The organism is Gilliamella sp. B3783, assembly GCF_026536125.1.
Classification (GTDB): Bacteria; Pseudomonadota; Gammaproteobacteria; order Enterobacterales; family Orbaceae; genus Gilliamella.
The window spans coordinates 14,983-33,438 of the sequence record NZ_JAFNOU010000002.1 but is presented as its reverse complement, the minus strand read 5'-3'; the positions used below and the strand labels follow the sequence as shown (position 1 = coordinate 33,438).

The 18,456-nt window shown below is 34.2% G+C and carries 21 protein-coding genes; 10 read left to right on the top strand and 11 right to left on the bottom strand.

Features of this window, described 5'->3' with window-relative positions; genetic code table 11:
• Position 1: 1 nt before the first annotated feature.
• The 7 genes from tolQ to sucC all read right to left on the bottom strand — a co-directional run bounded on the left by tolQ (position 2) and on the right by sucC (position 6,277).
• Positions 2-682: a protein TolQ gene (gene tolQ / locus J3U59_RS02565; RefSeq protein WP_267333286.1), complete on the bottom strand. Its 681-nt coding sequence runs from the start codon at positions 680-682 to the stop codon at positions 2-4.
• Complete coding sequence (gene ybgC, locus J3U59_RS02560; RefSeq protein WP_267333285.1) at positions 683-1,078, bottom strand: tol-pal system-associated acyl-CoA thioesterase; 396 nt, start codon at positions 1,076-1,078, stop codon at positions 683-685.
• Between the two features lie 184 nt (positions 1,079-1,262).
• A complete protein-coding gene (locus J3U59_RS02555; RefSeq protein WP_267333284.1) occupies positions 1,263-1,373 on the bottom strand; it encodes a cytochrome bd oxidase small subunit, CydX/CbdX family in 111 nt (36 codons plus the stop codon).
• A 9-nt stretch (positions 1,374-1,382) separates the two neighbouring features.
• On the bottom strand, positions 1,383-2,519 hold the full coding sequence (gene cydB / locus J3U59_RS02550) for a cytochrome d ubiquinol oxidase subunit II (RefSeq protein WP_267333283.1): 1,137 nt from the start codon (positions 2,517-2,519) through the stop codon (positions 1,383-1,385).
• 19 nt (positions 2,520-2,538) lie between these two features.
• Positions 2,539-4,110, bottom strand: coding sequence for a cytochrome ubiquinol oxidase subunit I (locus tag J3U59_RS02545; RefSeq protein WP_065634310.1), 1,572 nt, complete (start codon positions 4,108-4,110; stop codon positions 2,539-2,541).
• Between the two features lie 99 nt (positions 4,111-4,209).
• Positions 4,210-5,082 carry a succinate--CoA ligase subunit alpha gene (gene sucD, locus J3U59_RS02540; RefSeq protein ID WP_267333282.1) on the bottom strand — a complete coding sequence of 291 codons (873 nt, stop codon included), beginning with the start codon at positions 5,080-5,082 and terminating at the stop codon, positions 4,210-4,212.
• A 25-nt stretch (positions 5,083-5,107) separates the two neighbouring features.
• Positions 5,108-6,277, bottom strand: coding sequence for an ADP-forming succinate--CoA ligase subunit beta (gene sucC / locus J3U59_RS02535; RefSeq protein WP_267333281.1), 1,170 nt, complete (start codon positions 6,275-6,277; stop codon positions 5,108-5,110).
• Positions 6,278-6,455: 178 nt separating this feature from the next.
• Between sucC and fldA the strand changes: the two genes are divergently transcribed.
• The 5 genes from fldA to cls all read left to right on the top strand — a co-directional run bounded on the left by fldA (position 6,456) and on the right by cls (position 10,072).
• Positions 6,456-6,968, top strand: a complete 513-nt coding sequence (gene fldA / locus J3U59_RS02530) for a flavodoxin FldA (protein WP_267333280.1) — start codon at positions 6,456-6,458, stop codon at positions 6,966-6,968.
• Positions 6,969-7,046: 78 nt separating this feature from the next.
• On the top strand, positions 7,047-7,505 hold the full coding sequence (gene fur, locus J3U59_RS02525) for a ferric iron uptake transcriptional regulator (protein WP_267333279.1): 459 nt from the start codon (positions 7,047-7,049) through the stop codon (positions 7,503-7,505).
• A gap of 72 nt (positions 7,506-7,577) precedes the next feature.
• A complete protein-coding gene (locus tag J3U59_RS02520; RefSeq protein ID WP_267333278.1) occupies positions 7,578-8,120 on the top strand; it encodes an inner membrane-spanning protein YciB in 543 nt (180 codons plus the stop codon).
• Positions 8,121-8,144: 24 nt separating this feature from the next.
• On the top strand, positions 8,145-8,603 hold the full coding sequence (gene yciA / locus J3U59_RS02515) for an acyl-CoA thioester hydrolase YciA (RefSeq protein WP_065634304.1): 459 nt from the start codon (positions 8,145-8,147) through the stop codon (positions 8,601-8,603).
• Positions 8,604-8,608: 5 nt separating this feature from the next.
• Positions 8,609-10,072 carry a cardiolipin synthase gene (gene cls / locus J3U59_RS02510; RefSeq protein WP_267333277.1) on the top strand — a complete coding sequence of 488 codons (1,464 nt, stop codon included), beginning with the start codon at positions 8,609-8,611 and terminating at the stop codon, positions 10,070-10,072.
• 23 nt (positions 10,073-10,095) lie between these two features.
• Here the strand turns inward: cls and cpdA are convergent, their stop codons facing one another.
• On the bottom strand, positions 10,096-10,926 hold the full coding sequence (cpdA, locus tag J3U59_RS02505; protein WP_267333276.1) for a 3',5'-cyclic-AMP phosphodiesterase: 831 nt from the start codon (positions 10,924-10,926) through the stop codon (positions 10,096-10,098).
• A 168-nt stretch (positions 10,927-11,094) separates the two neighbouring features.
• Positions 11,095-11,724 carry an ADP-ribose diphosphatase gene (nudF, locus tag J3U59_RS02500; RefSeq protein WP_267333275.1) on the bottom strand — a complete coding sequence of 210 codons (630 nt, stop codon included), beginning with the start codon at positions 11,722-11,724 and terminating at the stop codon, positions 11,095-11,097.
• Positions 11,725-11,863: 139 nt separating this feature from the next.
• Between nudF and tolC the strand changes: the two genes are divergently transcribed.
• Positions 11,864-13,219 (top strand): outer membrane channel protein TolC, encoded by a 1,356-nt coding sequence (gene tolC / locus J3U59_RS02495; protein WP_267333274.1) that lies wholly within the window; start codon positions 11,864-11,866, stop codon positions 13,217-13,219.
• A gap of 147 nt (positions 13,220-13,366) precedes the next feature.
• Here tolC and J3U59_RS02490 read toward each other — a convergent pair whose 3' ends face one another.
• Positions 13,367-14,257 (bottom strand): LysR family transcriptional regulator, encoded by an 891-nt coding sequence (locus tag J3U59_RS02490; protein ID WP_267333273.1) that lies wholly within the window; start codon positions 14,255-14,257, stop codon positions 13,367-13,369.
• A 103-nt stretch (positions 14,258-14,360) separates the two neighbouring features.
• Between J3U59_RS02490 and J3U59_RS02485 the strand changes: the two genes are divergently transcribed.
• Positions 14,361-15,023, top strand: coding sequence for an NADPH-dependent F420 reductase (locus tag J3U59_RS02485; RefSeq protein WP_267333272.1), 663 nt, complete (start codon positions 14,361-14,363; stop codon positions 15,021-15,023).
• A gap of 123 nt (positions 15,024-15,146) precedes the next feature.
• Positions 15,147-15,926, top strand: a complete 780-nt coding sequence (locus J3U59_RS02480; RefSeq protein ID WP_416379571.1) for an SDR family NAD(P)-dependent oxidoreductase — start codon at positions 15,147-15,149, stop codon at positions 15,924-15,926.
• 140 nt (positions 15,927-16,066) lie between these two features.
• Here the strand turns inward: J3U59_RS02480 and J3U59_RS02475 are convergent, their stop codons facing one another.
• On the bottom strand, positions 16,067-16,369 hold the full coding sequence (locus J3U59_RS02475; RefSeq protein ID WP_267333270.1) for a MerR family transcriptional regulator: 303 nt from the start codon (positions 16,367-16,369) through the stop codon (positions 16,067-16,069).
• Positions 16,370-16,516: 147 nt separating this feature from the next.
• Here J3U59_RS02475 and J3U59_RS02470 point away from each other — a divergent pair, with 147 nt between their 5' ends.
• Together J3U59_RS02470 and J3U59_RS02465 are read left to right on the top strand one after the other, a co-directional pair.
• Entirely contained in the window at positions 16,517-17,680 is a 1,164-nt protein-coding gene (locus J3U59_RS02470) for an MFS transporter (protein ID WP_267333269.1), read from the top strand.
• Between the two features lie 3 nt (positions 17,681-17,683).
• On the top strand, positions 17,684-18,352 hold the full coding sequence (locus J3U59_RS02465) for a YcdB/YcdC domain-containing protein (RefSeq protein WP_267333268.1): 669 nt from the start codon (positions 17,684-17,686) through the stop codon (positions 18,350-18,352).
• Positions 18,353-18,456: the final 104 nt, after the last annotated feature.

Sequence of the window (18,456 nt, the reverse complement as noted above, 5' to 3'; positions counted from 1 at the left end):
ATTACTTCCTAACCGCAACAGCTTGACGTTGTAAAATAGCTGAAAATTCATCAATAAAGTTTAAATAGCTTTGCTCTATTCTACTGACGCTTAATGATAAACGATTATATGCCAACACTGCTGGAATAGCAGCAAATAGCCCTATAGCGGTTGCAATCAATGCTTCTGCAATACCAGGTGCAACCATTTGAAGTGTTGCTTGTTTAACTGCACCTAATGAAATAAATGCGTGCATTATCCCCCAAACAGTACCAAATAAACCAATATATGGACTGATAGAACCAACTGTTCCTAAAAAAGGAATATGTAATTCTAAATTATCAAGTTCACGATTCATGGCTAATCGCATCGAGCGAGATGCGCCATCTAATGCCGCTTCTGACATATTTGGATTAATTTGATATAGTCGAGAAAACTCTTTAAAACCCGAATAAAAAATATGTTCTGTACCACTGATATCTTCTTTATTGAATTTTGCTTTATCAAATAAAACATTTAATTCATCAGATGCCCAAAAACTATTTTCAAATTGATCAACTTGTTTTTTAGCTTTTCCTAAAATTTTACTACGTTGAAAAATAATAGCCCAAGACATAACAGAAAAGCTCAGTAACAATATCATCACACATTGTACTAATAAACCTGCTTGTAAAAACAAATCAATAATATTAAGATTTTCCACTTATATAAACTCCGAAACTAATAACTTAGGAAGCCCACATGGCTTCATTTTAGTCATATCTACACACGCAATAATCACATCAGCAGAACTGATAGCTTGCTTGTTTTGATTAAAAATAGTCTGTTTAAAGATAATAGACGCCTTGCGAACTTGCTCAATGCTACTGCTAATTGTCAGCATATCATCTAAACGAGCTGGAAAGAGGTAGCTAATATCCATCTTTTTTACAACAAAAGCAATACCTTCTTGTAATAACTTTTGTTGACTAATATCGAGTTGTCTTAGCATTTCGGTTCTAGCTCGTTCGAAAAAAGCAAGATACCGAGCATGATAGACAACTCCACCTGCATCGGTATCTTCATAATAAACCCTTGCATTCCAATTAAATTGTTTCATATTCAAATATCACGTAAAAAAAAATTTGTTGTTATTATATCTAAATATAAAATTCGCCGCACTATGATATAAAATTACTTAAATGAAAACAATTATCATTTGTGACTAATTCGATTATAGTGACTATGTTTAATTAAAAAAGGTGACGATAAGCCACCTTTTTAATTAACGCTATACTAATAAATTAGTGATTATTTGACTCTTTATCACTACTAATATGTTCTACCCATAATCCAGTAACAGCAGATAACATACAAGCTGCAATAATGCCTACAAACCATAATACATAATACATATCTGTTCCTTAATAAAGAGAATGTTTATTATTTTCAATATGATTTTTATCAAGTCGTCCAAACATTTTAATATATGACCAGATAGTATATAAAAGCACTATTGGTAAGAAGATTAATACCACTACAAACATAATATTAAGTGTTAATTGACTTGATGTTGCATCCCATATAGTTAGACTTGCATTTGGCATAATGCTTGATGGCATAATAAATGGGAATGTTGCGATAGCATAAGTAAATAATACACAAGCAATTGTTAATGACGATAAAATAAAAACTAATGCGTTTTTATTTAAACCAGAACAAAGAATAGTTAACAATGGCAAAACGACACCTAAAACAGGCACTAACCATAAAATTGGATAATTCATATAATTTGTTAACCATGATGTATCGGTCGATACAGTCTTCGCTAATGGATTAGAGGCAGCATTGTGATCAATAACACTTGTCACTTCATATCCATGAATACCAAAAGCTACCCAAACTCCAGCTAAAACAAAAGCAATGACTAAAATCAAACTTGCCACTTGAGTTGCTTTCCTTGCGCGCAAATAAAGCTCACCAGAGGTTTTCATTTGCAACCATGCTCCACCATGAGCAACTATTAACATTAAACTAACGACACCTGTTAATAGAGCAAATGGGTTAAGCAAACCGAAAAAGTTACCATCATAAAATACACGATAAGTATTGTCGTATCTAAACGGAACACCTTCTAGTAAGTTTCCAAATGCAACGCCAAATACCAATGCAGGAACAAAACTCCCAACAAAGATACCGCCATCCCATAAGTTACGCCATTTTGAATTTTCTAATTTACTACGATAATCAAAACCAATTGGTCTAAAAAATAGCGCACATAACACTAATATCATCGCAATATAAAAACCTGAAAATGAAGCAGCATAAGCCATTGGCCAAGCTGCAAATATACCTGCTCCACCAGTAATTAACCATACTTGGTTACCATCCCAATGAGGGGCAATGGCATTTATCATAATACGACGTTCTGTATCAGTTTTTCCGATAAATGGTAGTAAAATACCTACTCCCATATCGAATCCATCTGTGACAACAAAACCGATTAAAACAACGCTAATCAGCACCCACCAGATGACGCGTACAATTTCGTAATCAATCATTGTGTATACTCCCTATGCCCTATTCTGTTACCGGTTGTGTTTTTTCATAATGATAGTTGCCTGTACCTAAAGAACTCGGTCCCAAACGTGCAAATTTAAACATTAAAAACATTTCAGCAACTAAAAATAAGGTATAAAGACCACAAATCAATATCATTGTAAATAATACTTCACCTGGAGTTAATGACGAATTTGCTACACCTGTTGGTAAAATATCTTGAATAGCCCAAGGTTGACGACCGTATTCAGCAACAAACCAACCACACTCACAAGCAAGCCATGGGAATGGTAAAAACAACATTAATAAACGATGTAACCAGCGTCTTTCTGTAATTTTATTTTTATAAGTGGTCCACAAAGCAAAACCCGTACCAAGAATCATTAATAATCCTAGACCAACCATACCACGGAATGCCCAAAATAGCGGCCAAACGGTAGGAATAGAATCTTCAGCAGCAGCTTTAATATGTTGTTCTGTTGCTTCAGGAATAGTTAAATTATCACGATCAGTAAAGCGTTTAACCAAATAACCATAACCTAAATCAGCTTTATTATCTTCAAAAGCTTTTAATACGGCAGGATCTTGATCACCTTTTTGAATTTTTTCCAAGTTTGTATAAGCCAAAACACCATTACGAATCTTGGTTTCATTGGTATTTAAGATGTCTTTCAAACCAATAACTTGAGTATCTAATGAACGTGTTGTCATAATACCCATAACATATGGAATCTCAATAGCAAATAAATTTTCTTTATTTTTTTGAGAAGGAAAAGCTATAACATTAAATGATGCTGGAGCAGGTTGAGTTTCCCACTCACCTTCAATCGCAGCGAGTTTAGTTGGTTGAACAGTGGTCATTTCGTGACCAGCTTCATCGCCCATAAACGCAACTAAAATCGACATAATAAAACCAAACATTGCAGCTACAGCAAAAGAACGTTTGGCAAAAGCAACATCACGTTTTCTAAGTAGATAGTATGAACTAATACTTAAAACAAAAATAGCACCAGTTAAATAACCTGCTGCAACAGTATGCACGAATTTATATTGCGCAACAGAATTGGTAATTAACTCAAAAAAGTTCGCCATTTCCATTCTAGCATTGATAGGATTAAATTCAGATCCAACAGGGAATTGCATCCAACCATTAGCCACTAATATCCACAATGCAGAAAGATTTGAACCGAATGCAACACACCAAGTAACCAATAAGTGCTTACCTCGACTTAATCTATCCCAACCAAAAAAGAATAGACCAACCATTGTCGATTCTAAGAAAAATGCCATTAGCCCTTCGATAGCTAGTGGTGCACCAAAAATATCTCCCACATAGTGTGAGTAATATGACCAGTTCGTGCCGAACTGAAATTCCATTGTCAAACCTGTGGCAACACCAACGGCAAAATTAATACCGAAGAGTTTTCCCCAGAATTTGGTCATATCTTTCCAAACTTGCTTACCACTTACAACGTATACTGTTTCCATAATTGCTAACAAAAACGCTAAACCAAGCGTTAATGGTACAAAGATGAAATGATACATTGCAGTGAGTGCAAATTGGAGGCGTGATAGTTCAACTATATCAAACATATTTGCTCCCTACTACATAAATGCTCACTAAATTAATATCGTTATTGACCGATATTGTACATCAATATTTTAAAATATAATTTGACGGATATCAAAAAACTACATATTAAATTGTTTTTTTACAACATCACCGATATCAGCCAAACTACTAACAACAGTTATACCTGCAGCTTGTAGTGTTCTGGTTTTTTCTTCAGCAGTGCCTTTATTACCCGAAATAATTGCGCCAGCATGCCCCATACGTTTACCTGATGGTGCAGATACCCCTGCAATATAACCAATAACAGGTTTAGAGACATGTTTTTTAATATACTCAGCGGCTTCCTCTTCCGCACTACCTCCAATTTCACCAATCATAACAATGGCTTCTGTTTTAGGGTCCTGCTCAAGTAATTTTAAAATTGAAATAAAATCACTACCTGGAATAGGATCACCGCCAATCCCGATGCAAACTGATTGACCTAACCCTATGTCGGTAGTTTGCTTAACTGCTTCATAGGTTAAAGTACCAGAACGGGAAACAATGCCTATTTTACCGGCTAAATGAATGTGCCCCGGCATAATACCTATTTTACATTCATCAGGAACAATAATTCCCGGGCAGTTAGGTCCAATCATGACAGTATCGGTTTGTTTTAGTTTTTCTTTAACTATTAACATGTCTAAGGTTGGAATACCTTCTGTAATACAGACAATCAATTTAATGCCGGCATCAATTGCTTCTAAAATTGAATCTTTACCAAATGCGGCTGGTACATAAATAACACTTGCAGTCGCCCCCGTAGTTGCTACTGCTTCCTTTACGGTATTAAAAACGGGTAAACCTAAATGCTGAGTTCCACCTTTGCCTGGTGTTACACCACCAACTAATTTAGTGCCATAGGCTAATGCTTGCTGTGAATGAAAGGTTCCTTGACTGCCAGTAAATCCTTGGCAAATAACTTTGGTATCTTTATTAACTAAAATTGACATAATTTCCGTTCTCCACTCTTTCTTATTATGCAACAGCAACTATTTTTTGTGCAGCATCAATTAAACTTTTTGCAGTAATAATATTTAACTGACTTTCAGCTAATATCTCTCGAGCAATCTCAGCATTATTACCTTCAAGGCGGACAACAACAGGAACCGCAAGACCTATTTCTTTTATTGCGTTAATAATTCCATCAGCAATTAAATCACATCGAACAATACCACCGAAGATATTGACTAAAATTGCTTTAACATTTTTATCAGATAAAATTAATTTAAATGCTTCAGATACACGTTCTTTGGTCGTGCCGCCACCAACATCTAAAAAGTTAGCCGGTTCACCGCCATATAATTTGATAATATCCATCGTAGCCATGGCAAGACCTGCGCCATTAACCATACAACCAATATTACCTTCTAAAGATACATAGCTAATTCCCTGTTTGGCGGCAATTGATTCGCGTTCATCTTCTTGTGTGGTATCTCTTAGCACATTTAAATTTGGATGTCTAAAAAGCGCATTATCATCAATAACAACTTTCGCATCCAAACAAATCAACTCTTGAGCATCGGTAATCACTAAAGGGTTCACCTCAGCTAAAGACACATCGTTTTCTAAAAAAAGCGTAGCTAAATTGACAAATAATTTAGCAAATTGATTAATTAGTTTACCGGATAAACCCAATTTAAATGCGAGTTCACGTCCTTGATACGCACAAGGTCCCGTTAAAGGATCGAGTGAAATTTTATGAATTAGATGGGGTGATTTTTCAGCGACACTTTCAATATCCACCCCACCTTCTGTAGAGGCCATAATAACTACGCGTTTAGAACTTCTATCAATTACTGCACCTAAATACAGTTCTTTATCTATATTAGACGCTTTTTCAATGAGAATTTGATTAACCGGTTGACCTTTAGATGTGGTTTGATAAGTCACTAAATGCTTACCCAGCCACTTTTCTGCAAACTGTTTGATTTCATTAAAATCGTGTGTACAAATCACGCCGCCTGCTTTACCACGACCACCAGCATGAACCTGACACTTTGCCACCCAAGCGTGAATATCTGCTTGAGACGCCAATTTAGCTAAGGTATCTTGTACTTCATCAATTGAGTTACAAACATAACCTTCTGGAACAGGTAAATTATATTGTTTAAAAAGATATTTTGATTGATACTCGTGCAGGTTCATAAATAAATTCCAAAACTTATGTTATTATTAAATTTTCAACAATTCTAATCCAAGATCAATCAATTGTGTAGCAAATAATATGGTATGATGATGGTAATTGAGAATTATTGCTGATAACAGGTGACAATGATATACTCAAAAAATATTTTTTATATTGTAAAACAGTGAAGGTACAAATATGGCAAACGTCGGTATTTTTTTTGGTAGTGATACAGGTAATACAGAGAATGTAGCTAAACAAATCCAACTTATTTTAGGAAGTGAACAAGCAGATCTTTTTGATATTGCTAAAACCACCAAAGAACATATAGAAAAATATGATTATCTTTTTTTCGGCATTCCGACTTGGTATTATGGTGAATCACAAGCAGATTGGGATGATTTTTTTCCTAATCTAGAGCAAATTGATTTTAATGGTAAAACGGTTGCTATTTTCGGTTGTGGTGATCAAGAAGATTATGCCGAATATTTTTGTGATGCAATGGGAACTATACGCGATATTATTGAACCGAAAGGTGCAAAAATTGTTGGGCATTGGTCAACTGATGGATACAACTTTGAAGCATCTAAAAGTTTAGTTGACGATAACCATTTTATTGGATTAGCAATTGATGAAGATCGCCAACCAGAATTGACAGAACAACGCATCGCTACGTGGGTAAATCAAGTCAAAAGCGAAATGAATATTTAATCTATCAAAGTGATTTATTTTATTTTCCGTACATAGTCTTATAATATAACTGATTAATTAACTAAACTGGAATGCAATATGACAAATCATGATAACGATAATAACGCTGCACTAAAAAGCGCAGGTTTGAAAGTTACTTTACCAAGATTAAAAATTTTAGAGTTATTGCGCGATCCTTCATGTCAACATATCACAGTCGAAGATCTTTATAAAAAGTTACTTGATATGGGGGAAGAAATTGGACTTGCCACAGTTTACCGTGTTTTAAATCAATTTGATGATGCGGGTATTGTTACACGTCATAATTTTGAAGGTGGACGAGCGGTTTTTGAGCTATCAACTCAAAAACACCATGATCATTTAATATGTTTAGATTGTGGCGAAGTATTTGAATTTCGTGATGAAATTATTAATACCAGACAAAAAGAAATTGCCGAACAATATGGCGTTAAGTTAACGTTCCATAGTTTGTATCTTTACGGTCATTGCCAATCAGGAAATTGTAAAGCACATCCCGAACTTCATACCAAAAAATAAGGCCTATTATTAATAGGCTTTTTTTCTTATTTAACTCTTAATAAGTATCTCATCTATCAGGTTAATAATTACATGAAACAACTTTTGAATTTTATTCCACTGATTTTCTTTTTTGTCTTTTTAACAATGTATGATATTTTTGCTGGCGTTCAAGCACTCATGATCTCAGCAACCATTGCTTTTCTTATTATTCTCGTTATTTATCGAAAAATAGATAAAGTAGAGTTGTTATCCTACCTAATGATCATGATTTTTGGTGGTTTTACATTATATACTCGTGAACCCAATATCATTAAATGGAAAGTGACAATCATTAATTTTATCTTTGCTTCTGCTTTATTAATTAGTCAATTTATTTTTAAAAAAAATCTTTTACAGAAAATGCTTGGTAAAGAGTTACAATTAAACTTAGCTGTCTGGAACAGACTAAATTTGTTATGGATAATATTTTTCATTTCGTGTGGAGTCATCAGTTTAATCACAACTTATTATGCTCCTGATGAATTTTTTTGGATTTTCAAAGTATTTATTTTACCCGGTGCCTCTTTACTATTATCATTAATATCTGGTATCTATATTTATCGAAATTTAAATAAACACGCTAGTACCGAGTAAAATGTTATAACTAAGGCTTTCATCATGAAACAAGACACAACTAATCCTAAAGGACAATTGGTATTAAGAACACTTGCGATGCCTGCTGACACAAACCCACATGGCCATATTTTTGGTGGTTGGATTATGTCACAAATGGATCTAGCTGGCGGAATTTTATCAAAAGAGATCGCCAGAAACCGTGTAGTAACAGTCAATGCAAGTAGTATCACATTTTATAAACCGGCAATGGTTGGCGATGTTGTCTGTTGTTATGCTCATTGTATTAAAACAGGTAAAACCTCAATCACGATTGGCATTGAGGTTTGGGTAAAAAAAGTACTCGACACATCAGACACCCCTCAACGTTTTTGTATTACTGACGCAGTATTTACTTATGTATCAGTTGATAAACATAACAATCCTAAGCCATTACCTGAAATTTTTCAGCATTATGATTGTAGCAAAGATCCCATTAGTCAATTAAACTTAAGCAATAGTTAACTAATATGCAATATACTTCATTTCATGCCTTAATTAGTTCATTAATCTTCTTCGTTTATTGGTTGATAATCGTTGCAGTAACTTTACGGATAGTGTTTAAGCGTAGACCAACAACTTATGTCATTGCTTGGATGTTGGTCATTTACATCTTACCTATCGTTGGGATTATTCTTTATTTTTCACTTGGTGAAGCACATTTAGGTCAACAACGCGTTAAACGTGCGCAAAAAATGCGGCCAATCATTGCTAATTTTATCAATCGAATTAGTGTATTTTCTGATATTTTTACCACCAAAGTTAGCCAAGTCAGTAAACCCATTTTCCAACTTTGTAAACACCAGACCGGACTGGATGGTATAAACGGTAACCATATCGAGCTGCTTAGTGACACCGATACCATATTTGATAAACTCATTGAAGACATTAATCAAGCCACGTCTAATATTGAAATGGTTTTTTATATTTGGAACGAAGGCGGTCGAGCAGATGATGTTGAAAGCGCACTGATTTCGGCCACCAAAAGAGGGGTAACATGTCGGTTAATGGTTGATTCAGCAGGTAGTCGCCATTTTCTTAAAACTAACGCAAGCAAAAGAATGCGAGCAGCTGGTATTATAATTGTTGAAGCGCTTAAAGTTAATTTATTGCGCTTTATGTTTAGACGGCTCGATCTGCGCCAACATCGTAAAGTGGCTATTATTGACAATTATATTTCATATACAGGTAGTATGAATATCGTCGATCCACGCTTTTTTAAACAAAATAAGCATGTTGGTGAATGGGTCGATGTTATGGTAAGAATGCGTGGACCTGTCACCACCTTAATGGGTGCAATTTATGCTAGTGATTGGGAATTAGAAACCGGTACCGATTTAGCCTTACCGCAAATTACTGACTTTGCAGAACCACCAGAAGAGAAAAAGCATATCATGCAACTTATTGCTTCTGGTCCTGGTTATATGGAAAACATGATCCATCAGGTGTTACTCACTGCTATTTATTCAGCACAAGAGCAAATTATTTTCACCACACCCTATTTAGTACCAAGCGATGATATTTTACATGCAGTTTGTACCGCTGCGCAAAGAGGGGTTGAAGTAATTATTATTGTTCCTAAAAAGAATGATTCATTAATGGTCAAATGGGCAAGCCGAGCTTTCTTTTCGGAACTGCTCGATGGTGGTGTAAAGCTATATCAGTTTAATGATAACTTATTGCACACAAAAAGTGTGTTAATTGATAACCAGTTAAGCTTAGTTGGTACTGTAAATTTAGATATGCGCAGTTTATGGTTAAATTTTGAAATTACCACCGTCATTGATGATGCTGAATTTGCCCAATCGTTATCTAGCCTTTTACAAAAATATTTAGCGCAATCAGACGAAGTCAATATCGAAACTTGGAAACAACGACCCATTTGGCAGCACGTCGTTGAACGGCTCTTTTACTTTTTTGCTCCATTACTGTAATTGGTGATATTTAATTACAGTAATTAATAGCCATTTTGTGATAAATCCGGTACAAATCGATTATCACAAATTCGAAAAACAGACGTGTCAATTGAACCATTATCATTTAATTTAATTTCGCGCCAACCTGGCGCATCTTTATCTGCTAACTGAAAATCATAGCTATTTGGTTTAAATTGAACACAAGTTGATGGCGTTGAAAACGCTAAGCAGTGATGCCATAAATGATCTTGCTCTTGATGAATATGTCCCCATCCCACCCCTTTTATTTGTTGGTGACCTTGGACAATTTGCTCCAATTGACAACTATTTTTTAAAATATGTTGATCAAGCCAATGACAACTGGAGGATATAGGGTGATGATGCAGAAAAACTAATGCATTCTTATCTGGATATTTGGCTAAAGTATGTTGTAAAAATTCAAGCTCTATATTGCTTAAAAAGCCGTAAGCTTGCCCTTCAACTTGGCTATTAAGAAGAATGATTATCCATTTATCGCCAAGTAATACCACCTTATTATCAGCTAAATCATAATGGGCAAAAACAGACTGCATATAGCTATAGTTATCATGATTGCCAGCTAACCACACACAAGGCGTTTTTAAACTTATAATTTGCTCTGCAAAACGTTGATAAGCATGTTTGGATCCATCTTGTACAAAATCGCCAGTTGCCACAATTAAATCATACTTTCTTTTGGCGCTTTTTATTTCATCTAACACTGCTAAAAAACTTGCATTTGAATTTACACCAAGTAATACACTGCTGTCATCGGCAAAAAGATGCATATCGGTAATTTGTAATATTTTGGCGTGTTGTTTATTTTGTGTTGGAAGCTGTAAAAGTGATTCCAAAATTCACCTCAATTATTCATTAATACATTACAGTTAATGACGGAAATAGCAAAATCTAGGGGTGTAGCAAGTGATATAATTTTTATTATAAATCCAAGCGTTATATTAAAGTGTAAAATAGATCACATTTTAATGGAAGAAATAATTAAATGTGATCGGCAATACTCATTACATCCACTCATTTTTTAATCGATGATGATTAAGTTGTAACCACTGTAGGGCAATAATTGAAGCTGCATTATTAATTAAACCGTCTTCGACCCATTGGTAAGCTTGTTCTCTACTCACTACATGCACTTTGATATCTTCGTTTTCTTCAGCTAATCCATGAACACCTTTTGCTGTCGTTGAATCAACCTCACCAACCAAAATATGCAATTTTTCAGTTAGACCACCAGGTGAAGCCAGATAACTTGTAATTGGCATACAACGACCAACTTTGATCCCTGCTTCTTCCATAGCTTCGCGTCTTGCAACATCTTCACAAGATTCATTTTCATGATCCATCATGCCGGCAATCAGCTCTAACATCCATGGAGTATCTTGAGTTTCAATAGCGGCGATACGAATTTGTTCAATTAAAACCACTTCGTCACGTTTAGCATCATAAGCTAATAACACAACAGCGTGCCCACGTTCTAAAATTTCTCTAGTGACAAATTCACTAACTGAACCATCGAATTTACGGTATTGAAAACGATATTCAAGTAATGAAAAAAACCCTTTATACAAAACTCGTTTGGTTAGATTGAACACATCGTTTTTGTTAAAATGGACAGGATTATTGATAATTTTCATATTGTTTCTCAATTTTAAGCTAAATTTTAATAAAAAGTGCGAATGTTACATAAACTATGCTTACTATATGCTAATTATCTGTTAAAATCACTTAAATCAACGTACTATTATATTTTAATGTTTCTTAAAGAGATAATTGATGAAAAAAACGCTAACTTTTCTAATCGGCTTAACATTAAGCCAAGCAGTTTTTGCTGAAAATTTGGTTCAGGTATATGAACAAGCCAAAGAAACGAACCCAGATCTACGAAGTTCATTAGCCGATAAAGACAAAGCTTATTCAGCAATTTCAGGCTCTCGAGCAAGTTTATTACCACAAGTTGGGTTAAGTGCTTCTTATGGTGTAACACATGGTCGTCGTGATACTAGTGGACAAAAAAGCAAAAGTGGTAATTTATATCAAGTCACTTTATCACAAAGTCTATTCAATTTTGCTAATTGGAAAAATTTAGATATCACAAAAAAACAAGCAAGTATTGCTGATATCACTTACCAATATCAAGGGCAAACATTAATTTTAAATACTTCAGTTGCTTATTTTAATGTGCTAAAAGCGCTTGATGCATTGAGCTTTATCGAAGCTCAGAAAAAAGCCATTGGTCGTCAATTAGAACAAACCCAGCAACAACATCAAGTGGGTTTAGTGGCTATTACAGATGTACAAAATGCCAAAGCTAATTATGATTTAACCGTTGCACAACAAGTTAATGCATTAAATGATTTAAATAACGCCATTGAAGATTTACGGCAAGTCAGCGGTCGTTTTTATTCCCAATTAGCAAGTATTAATACCAATACGTTCAAAACTGAAATGCCAACTCAAATCGGTGCTTTGTTAAAACAATCAGAAACATCAAATCTGAATTTATTAACAATGAAATTAAATCAAGATATCGCACGCGATCAAATCAAGTTAGCACAATCTGGTTATATGCCAACAGCAAGTGTTGATGCATCGACAAATCTTAATAAAACCGACCGATATGGTAATTACAGTTCTGCTGGCACACCTGCTGCCCGTAATGGTAAAAGTTATTCAGGCAGTAACTATGTTGGCGTGAGTGTTAGTATGCCAATCTTCTCGGGCGGTGCAACCATGTCTCAAGTTGAACAAGCGCAACACAACTTTGTCAGTTTTAGTGAAAAACTTGAAAGCACCAATCGTAGCGTGATTAATCAAGTTCGTTCTTCTTACAACAATATTTCGTCATCTATCAGTGCAATCAAAGCTTACCAACAAGCGGTTGTCTCTGCGGAAAGTTCATTAGAAGCAACCACATCGGGATATCAAGTTGGAACACGTACTATTGTTGATGTATTAAATGCCACAACTCAGCTATATAGCTCTAAGCGCAACTTATCTGATGCTAAATATACTTATTTAACGAGTTTATTACAGCTGAAGTATGCAGTTGGAACATTAACTGCTGATGACTTAGTTTACCTTAACAATATGTTAGGAAAAGAGTTAAGCACAACAGTAACAATTAAATAAATAGTAGTTTAAATGGATTTAAACTATTAACTAAAAAGGCGACTCAGTCGCCTTTTTAGTTATCGATACTTTAGCTAGTTATTATATTATCTCACTTACACTCAGGCATATTGACCAATATGCTTACAGTAAACAGCATCAAATAAGCTAAGCCATCTTATCTACTATAAATTCAATAAACATCTTTAATTTCAACAGCTGGCGTTTATCCGCTGTATAAAGTAGATGAACTTCTCTAGGTGGTGGTAAATACTCCTGTAGAATGGGTAATAATTTTTGTTGTTTAATTGCTTCACTTAGCATTGACTCAGGTAACATCGTTACTCCCAATCCTTGAATGGCGGCTTGTGCTAAGGCGAAGGTATCATTACTTTGTAACATTCCGGATATAGGAAGATTAATCACTTGACCATTAACTTTAAAAGACCAAAGATGATCTTTTCTTGTTGGATTAACATATTGATAAATCAAACATTGGTGTTTTTTTATATCATTGGGCACTGATGGTATTCCATATTTAGCCAAATAACTTGGTGCAGCAGCAAAAATAAGTTGAAAAGATTTGAGTTTACGAGCAATTAGGCTTGAATCATCTAATACCCCAATACGAAACACCGCATCAAAATCATCCTGAACCAAATCAACATAACGATCACTTAATTGAAGATCAATATTTACCTTGGGATAACGCTTCATAAAACAGCTAATAACTGGAATTAAATTGAAATGACCAAAGCTGACTGGCGCACTGATTCTTAATCGACCATTAGGCTCTTCACTAAATTGCTGGGCAAGATTTTTTGTTGCTTTAACTTCATCAAGGATAAACAAACACCGCTCATAATATTGTTTGCCAAATTCAGTTAAATGCTGTGAACGTGTTGTTCGATTAAGTAGCTTTAAACCAATGTATTTTTCTAGATAAGAAATATATTTAGTGACCATTTGAGGTGAAGTATTTAATGAAACAGATGTAGCAACAAAAGATCCTGTTTTTACTGTCACAACAAACGCTTCCATGCACTTTAATAAATCCAAATTATCAACTCCTAGTTGTTAATAAATCAATTATTATCGTATTTATTATCTATTATTTTATAAAGATAATACAACAACTTTATTTATTTAATGGAAATACAAAATGAAAAAAATATCGATTATTGGCGCTGGCTTTATTGGTCAAGCTTGTGCAAAATTATTTATAGAATCTGGGTATCAAGTTATGCTAAGTAACTCAAGAGGAAAAAACACACTTTACAGCGTGGCAAGCGCGATAGGTTGTCAAATCGGCAGTCAACAAGAAGCCATAGAATTTAGTGATATCATCGTAACTGCAATACCATTTGCTAACTATAAACAGTTACCAACAGATTTACTAAGTAACAAAATTATTATTGATACCATGAACTACTATCCTGACAGGGATGGTCATTTTGAGTTATTGGATAATCATCAAATAACAACCAGCGAACTTGTCGCTCAACACCTTAATCAATCAAAAGTAGTCAAAGCATTCAATGCTATTCTTGCAAAAGATATCGTTAAAGATGCGAAACCAAATGATAAAGTTAACAGAAGAGCGCTGCCTGTCGCTGGTAATGATATGCCGAGCAAACAGATAGTTTGTCAGTTACTTGACCAAATTGGCTATGATTATATTGATGTTGGCAATTTATCAGAAAGCTGGCGATTCGAACGAGCTAAACCAGCTTATTGCATTTCACTTAATCGTGAACAATTAAAAGAAGCTTTAGCAAAAGCGACCAAAGAAGATGAATTACCACATAATTCATGGAAATCTTAAATTAAGAAATACAATTCAATTATCTCTAATGCTTTAATATTAAAAAAATGACAATTAGCCGTTTTATTTAATTACTAGACAAATTAAATTTAATAATCGTTTTAATGGAAATAAAATATGAATATGACAGATAAAAGATACACAGCTATAACAGGTGCGAGCTCTGGTATAGGTTATGCAACAGCACTTGAATTTGCTAAACGCAACAAATCCCTTATTCTTATTGCAAGAAGGGAAGAACAATTAATTGATCTTAAAAACAAAATTGCAGAGATCAACCCAGCGGTCGATGTCATTATAAAATTATGTGATTTATCAGTAGCCAGTAATGTACATTCACTTTTTCAAGATCTTGATCAATATTTTATCGAGACTTGGATTAACAATGCAGGTTTTGGCAATTATGGAAGTGTTAAAGAGCAGGACTTAAATAAAATAGAATCAATGCTACATTTAAATATCGAAGCATTAACAATTCTATCAACGCTGTATGTGCGTAAATATCAAGATCAAGCAAATACTCAAATAATTAATCTTTCATCAAGAGGCGGATACACAATAGTACCAAATGCGGTCACATACTGTGCAACTAAATTTTATGTTAGTGCATTCACTGAAGGTTTAGCTCACGAATTAAAACAAGCTAAAGCGCCATTACAAGCTAAAGTGCTGGCGCCTGCGGCAACCAAAACAGAGTTTGGACAAAAAGCTAACAATGTCACAGATTATGACTACAATAAAAGCTTTGCTAAATATCATTCAGCCGAACAAATGGCACAATTTTTGTTAGCGTTATACGATAGTGATAAAGTCGTTGGTGAAATTAGCACTAAAGACTTTTCATTCTCACTTAAAGATGGCCTATTCCCTTATTCAGGCAATCCAGCTGAAAATCAAAAATAGTAAGATGATGCCATATTACTATTGAATGATATTTGAATAAAAACTAACTCAAAACCATAACATTGTTATCGTTTTGAGTTTTTTTAAACCTAATTTAAATAAATGGTAGCTTAACAGCTAGTGTCTAAAAAAACCTATTGTTACATCTGAATTAAACTCATCAATGAGCCAATTTTAGCAAACCTTTCTTCTACTTTCTTCGCTGCGCCATCTAATGAATATCCATCATCAATCAATTCTTGAATAAGAATTATCTTTTTAATATTGGCTAAATCAAATTGGCGAGATTTAGATTGTGGGTCAACTGTTTTGATGATGCCTTTTTCTTCCCAATAACGTAATTTTCTCACTGGAATTTTAGTCATTTCAGAAACTTCCCCAATACCAACAATCACTGTTGATAAAAAGTCATCATACGTATTTTTTAATGAATTATCACCCATGCCGAAAACCTGTTTATAGTCAAAATAAGCACTTATTATAAGGCACAATATCTTTAAACAACAAATAATGTTGTATTTAAGATAAAAATGACTCTATAATTCAATAATTGCACTTTAACTACAATTATTGAACATTTAGAGCTTAACATGAAATATAAATTAATTATAGGTACCTTTTACATTCCTCTTATTGCACTGGCCGTTGTGAGTCAACTTTATATATTAATGCCTGTCTCAAGCAATCTATTACTTTTTGTGACTCACGCAAGTGCCGATAATATTGGATTATTAACCACCTTTTTTGGCATTTTCTACGCTATCGGACTGATTGTCTGGGGAAGTTTATCAGACAAAATCGGCAAGGATCTCACTTTAATCATTGGTCTGCTATTACTTGCCTGCGTTAGTTTTATCTTACCACTGCTAGCAAACTACTATTTACTACTGCTTGCTCGTTCAGCTCAGGGATTTTGCGCCGCCTCGTTTCCGCCTGTTGCTTTAGCGTGGATTTCGATTAACCTACCTGACAGCGCAAAATCTAAAGCGATATCAATAATTAGTTGTGCATTTTTACTTGCAGCAACAATTGGGCAATGGTTAGGGTCGTTATTGATTTCAAACTCACTGCTTTATGCAATGTGGTTTTTAGGCGGTATTTATGCGAGTGGTGCCACTATTTTTTACGTCTATCACTTAAAAAGCGAAAAAAATAATCTGGCCGTACCAAGTACAACGCTTATTACAATATTGTCTAAGTTACCAACTATACTGATCAATAAAAAATTGTTTCCAGTATATCTCTGCTCATTATTCGTTTTACTCGGTTTTGTTGCACTTTATTCCGTATTATATCGTAGCTCGCTTATCAGCCATATTCCAACTTTAAGAAGCATTGGCATTGTTGCTATGTTATTTAGTTTAACCGCAAGTTATCTATTTAAAGTGATCAAACCCGCATATGTGCTAGCAATAGCGCTTTGCGTAATGGCATTAACATTATTGATACAGGCATTTTTTATAAATGATCAAATTAACACATTAATTATCCTCTATCTCTCTCATTTCATATTCATCATTGGTCTTGCCTATGCTATTCCTTCTATGATTGTATATGTAGCAACACAATCAGAGATCAAAGATAGAGGTATTGCAACATCACTATATACTTGTATTTTGTTTATTGGTGTAAGTCTTGGAGCATTTTTACCGTCTTTAATTAACCCTTTTGTACTAATAACCGCGCTTTCTCTTTTACTTTTACTCTGCGCAATCCAACTCATCATCAATTTAACCCTCATCATAAGGAATTGATTTATGATAGAACGATTAATCAAACTGACACTAATATTAAGTTTTTGTTATTCAACATGCTATGCTCAACAATTGCACCAAACAAAGGAAAATACGATGGCCTTAATAGAGTTAACAAACATCAGTACCCAAGCTGCACCCAATTTACAACAACTATTAGATAATAATGAACTTAATTTTAAGTTAGTTTTAACTATTGAAGTAATGCACAATCAACAACCAGTGACACTATATCGTTTTGAACCGCAAGAAACCATGCAACTTCATAACCAGCATATCTCATTTTTATTGGATAATAATACCGGGAAATTAGAAGGATTTGTTAGATTATTGCCGAAATATCAATCATCTAAAGCGCAAGTTGATAAAGATAAAGCCTTATCCATTACACTTAAATTTCTAGAAACTTATGCACCCGATTTATTAAACAACTTTAACAATAATTGGATAGATACGCATGATGAACAAATCATTGTTGACGGAAAAAAAGTGACGTTGACAGGTATGAAGGTAAAATGCCGTGATTTAAATACAGGTCTTTACTTTTGGACAATTATTGCACCCGACGAAACAGTAATGGTTTTTGAAAGGGATGTTGAATGGGACTTTATTCGTGCAGGTCGCCAAACACAAAAATGGTTGCACGATAGTTGGTTAAGTAAAAATTTATAATTCAACTAACCATAGTAGTGAGGTGCAATTTCATTTAAATATCTACTTAAAAACATCTTAACAAGCTTTAATGTTTAACTTGTTAAGATGTGAATAATATAAAC

What these genes read in the sequence shown, in the direction of transcription:
- ybgC (WP_267333285.1), bottom strand. Translation starts at nt 1,078, where the DNA reads ATGAAACAATTTAATTGGAATGCAAGGGTTTATTATGAAGATACCGAT.
- J3U59_RS02555 (WP_267333284.1), bottom strand. Translation starts at nt 1,373, where the DNA reads ATGTATTATGTATTATGGTTTGTAGGCATTATTGCAGCTTGTATGTTA.
- cydB (WP_267333283.1), bottom strand. Translation starts at nt 2,519, where the DNA reads ATGATTGATTACGAAATTGTACGCGTCATCTGGTGGGTGCTGATTAGC.
- J3U59_RS02545 (WP_065634310.1), bottom strand. Translation starts at nt 4,110, where the DNA reads ATGTTTGATATAGTTGAACTATCACGCCTCCAATTTGCACTCACTGCA.
- sucD (WP_267333282.1), bottom strand. Translation starts at nt 5,082, where the DNA reads ATGTCAATTTTAGTTAATAAAGATACCAAAGTTATTTGCCAAGGATTT.
- sucC (WP_267333281.1), bottom strand. Translation starts at nt 6,277, where the DNA reads ATGAACCTGCACGAGTATCAATCAAAATATCTTTTTAAACAATATAAT.
- fldA (WP_267333280.1), top strand. Translation starts at nt 6,456, where the DNA reads ATGGCAAACGTCGGTATTTTTTTTGGTAGTGATACAGGTAATACAGAG.
- fur (WP_267333279.1), top strand. Translation starts at nt 7,047, where the DNA reads ATGACAAATCATGATAACGATAATAACGCTGCACTAAAAAGCGCAGGT.
- J3U59_RS02520 (WP_267333278.1), top strand. Translation starts at nt 7,578, where the DNA reads ATGAAACAACTTTTGAATTTTATTCCACTGATTTTCTTTTTTGTCTTT.
- yciA (WP_065634304.1), top strand. Translation starts at nt 8,145, where the DNA reads ATGAAACAAGACACAACTAATCCTAAAGGACAATTGGTATTAAGAACA.
- cls (WP_267333277.1), top strand. Translation starts at nt 8,609, where the DNA reads ATGCAATATACTTCATTTCATGCCTTAATTAGTTCATTAATCTTCTTC.
- nudF (WP_267333275.1), bottom strand. Translation starts at nt 11,724, where the DNA reads ATGAAAATTATCAATAATCCTGTCCATTTTAACAAAAACGATGTGTTC.
- tolC (WP_267333274.1), top strand. Translation starts at nt 11,864, where the DNA reads ATGAAAAAAACGCTAACTTTTCTAATCGGCTTAACATTAAGCCAAGCA.
- J3U59_RS02485 (WP_267333272.1), top strand. Translation starts at nt 14,361, where the DNA reads ATGAAAAAAATATCGATTATTGGCGCTGGCTTTATTGGTCAAGCTTGT.
- J3U59_RS02480 (WP_416379571.1), top strand. Translation starts at nt 15,147, where the DNA reads ATGACAGATAAAAGATACACAGCTATAACAGGTGCGAGCTCTGGTATA.
- J3U59_RS02475 (WP_267333270.1), bottom strand. Translation starts at nt 16,369, where the DNA reads ATGGGTGATAATTCATTAAAAAATACGTATGATGACTTTTTATCAACA.
- J3U59_RS02470 (WP_267333269.1), top strand. Translation starts at nt 16,517, where the DNA reads ATGAAATATAAATTAATTATAGGTACCTTTTACATTCCTCTTATTGCA.
- J3U59_RS02465 (WP_267333268.1), top strand. Translation starts at nt 17,684, where the DNA reads ATGATAGAACGATTAATCAAACTGACACTAATATTAAGTTTTTGTTAT.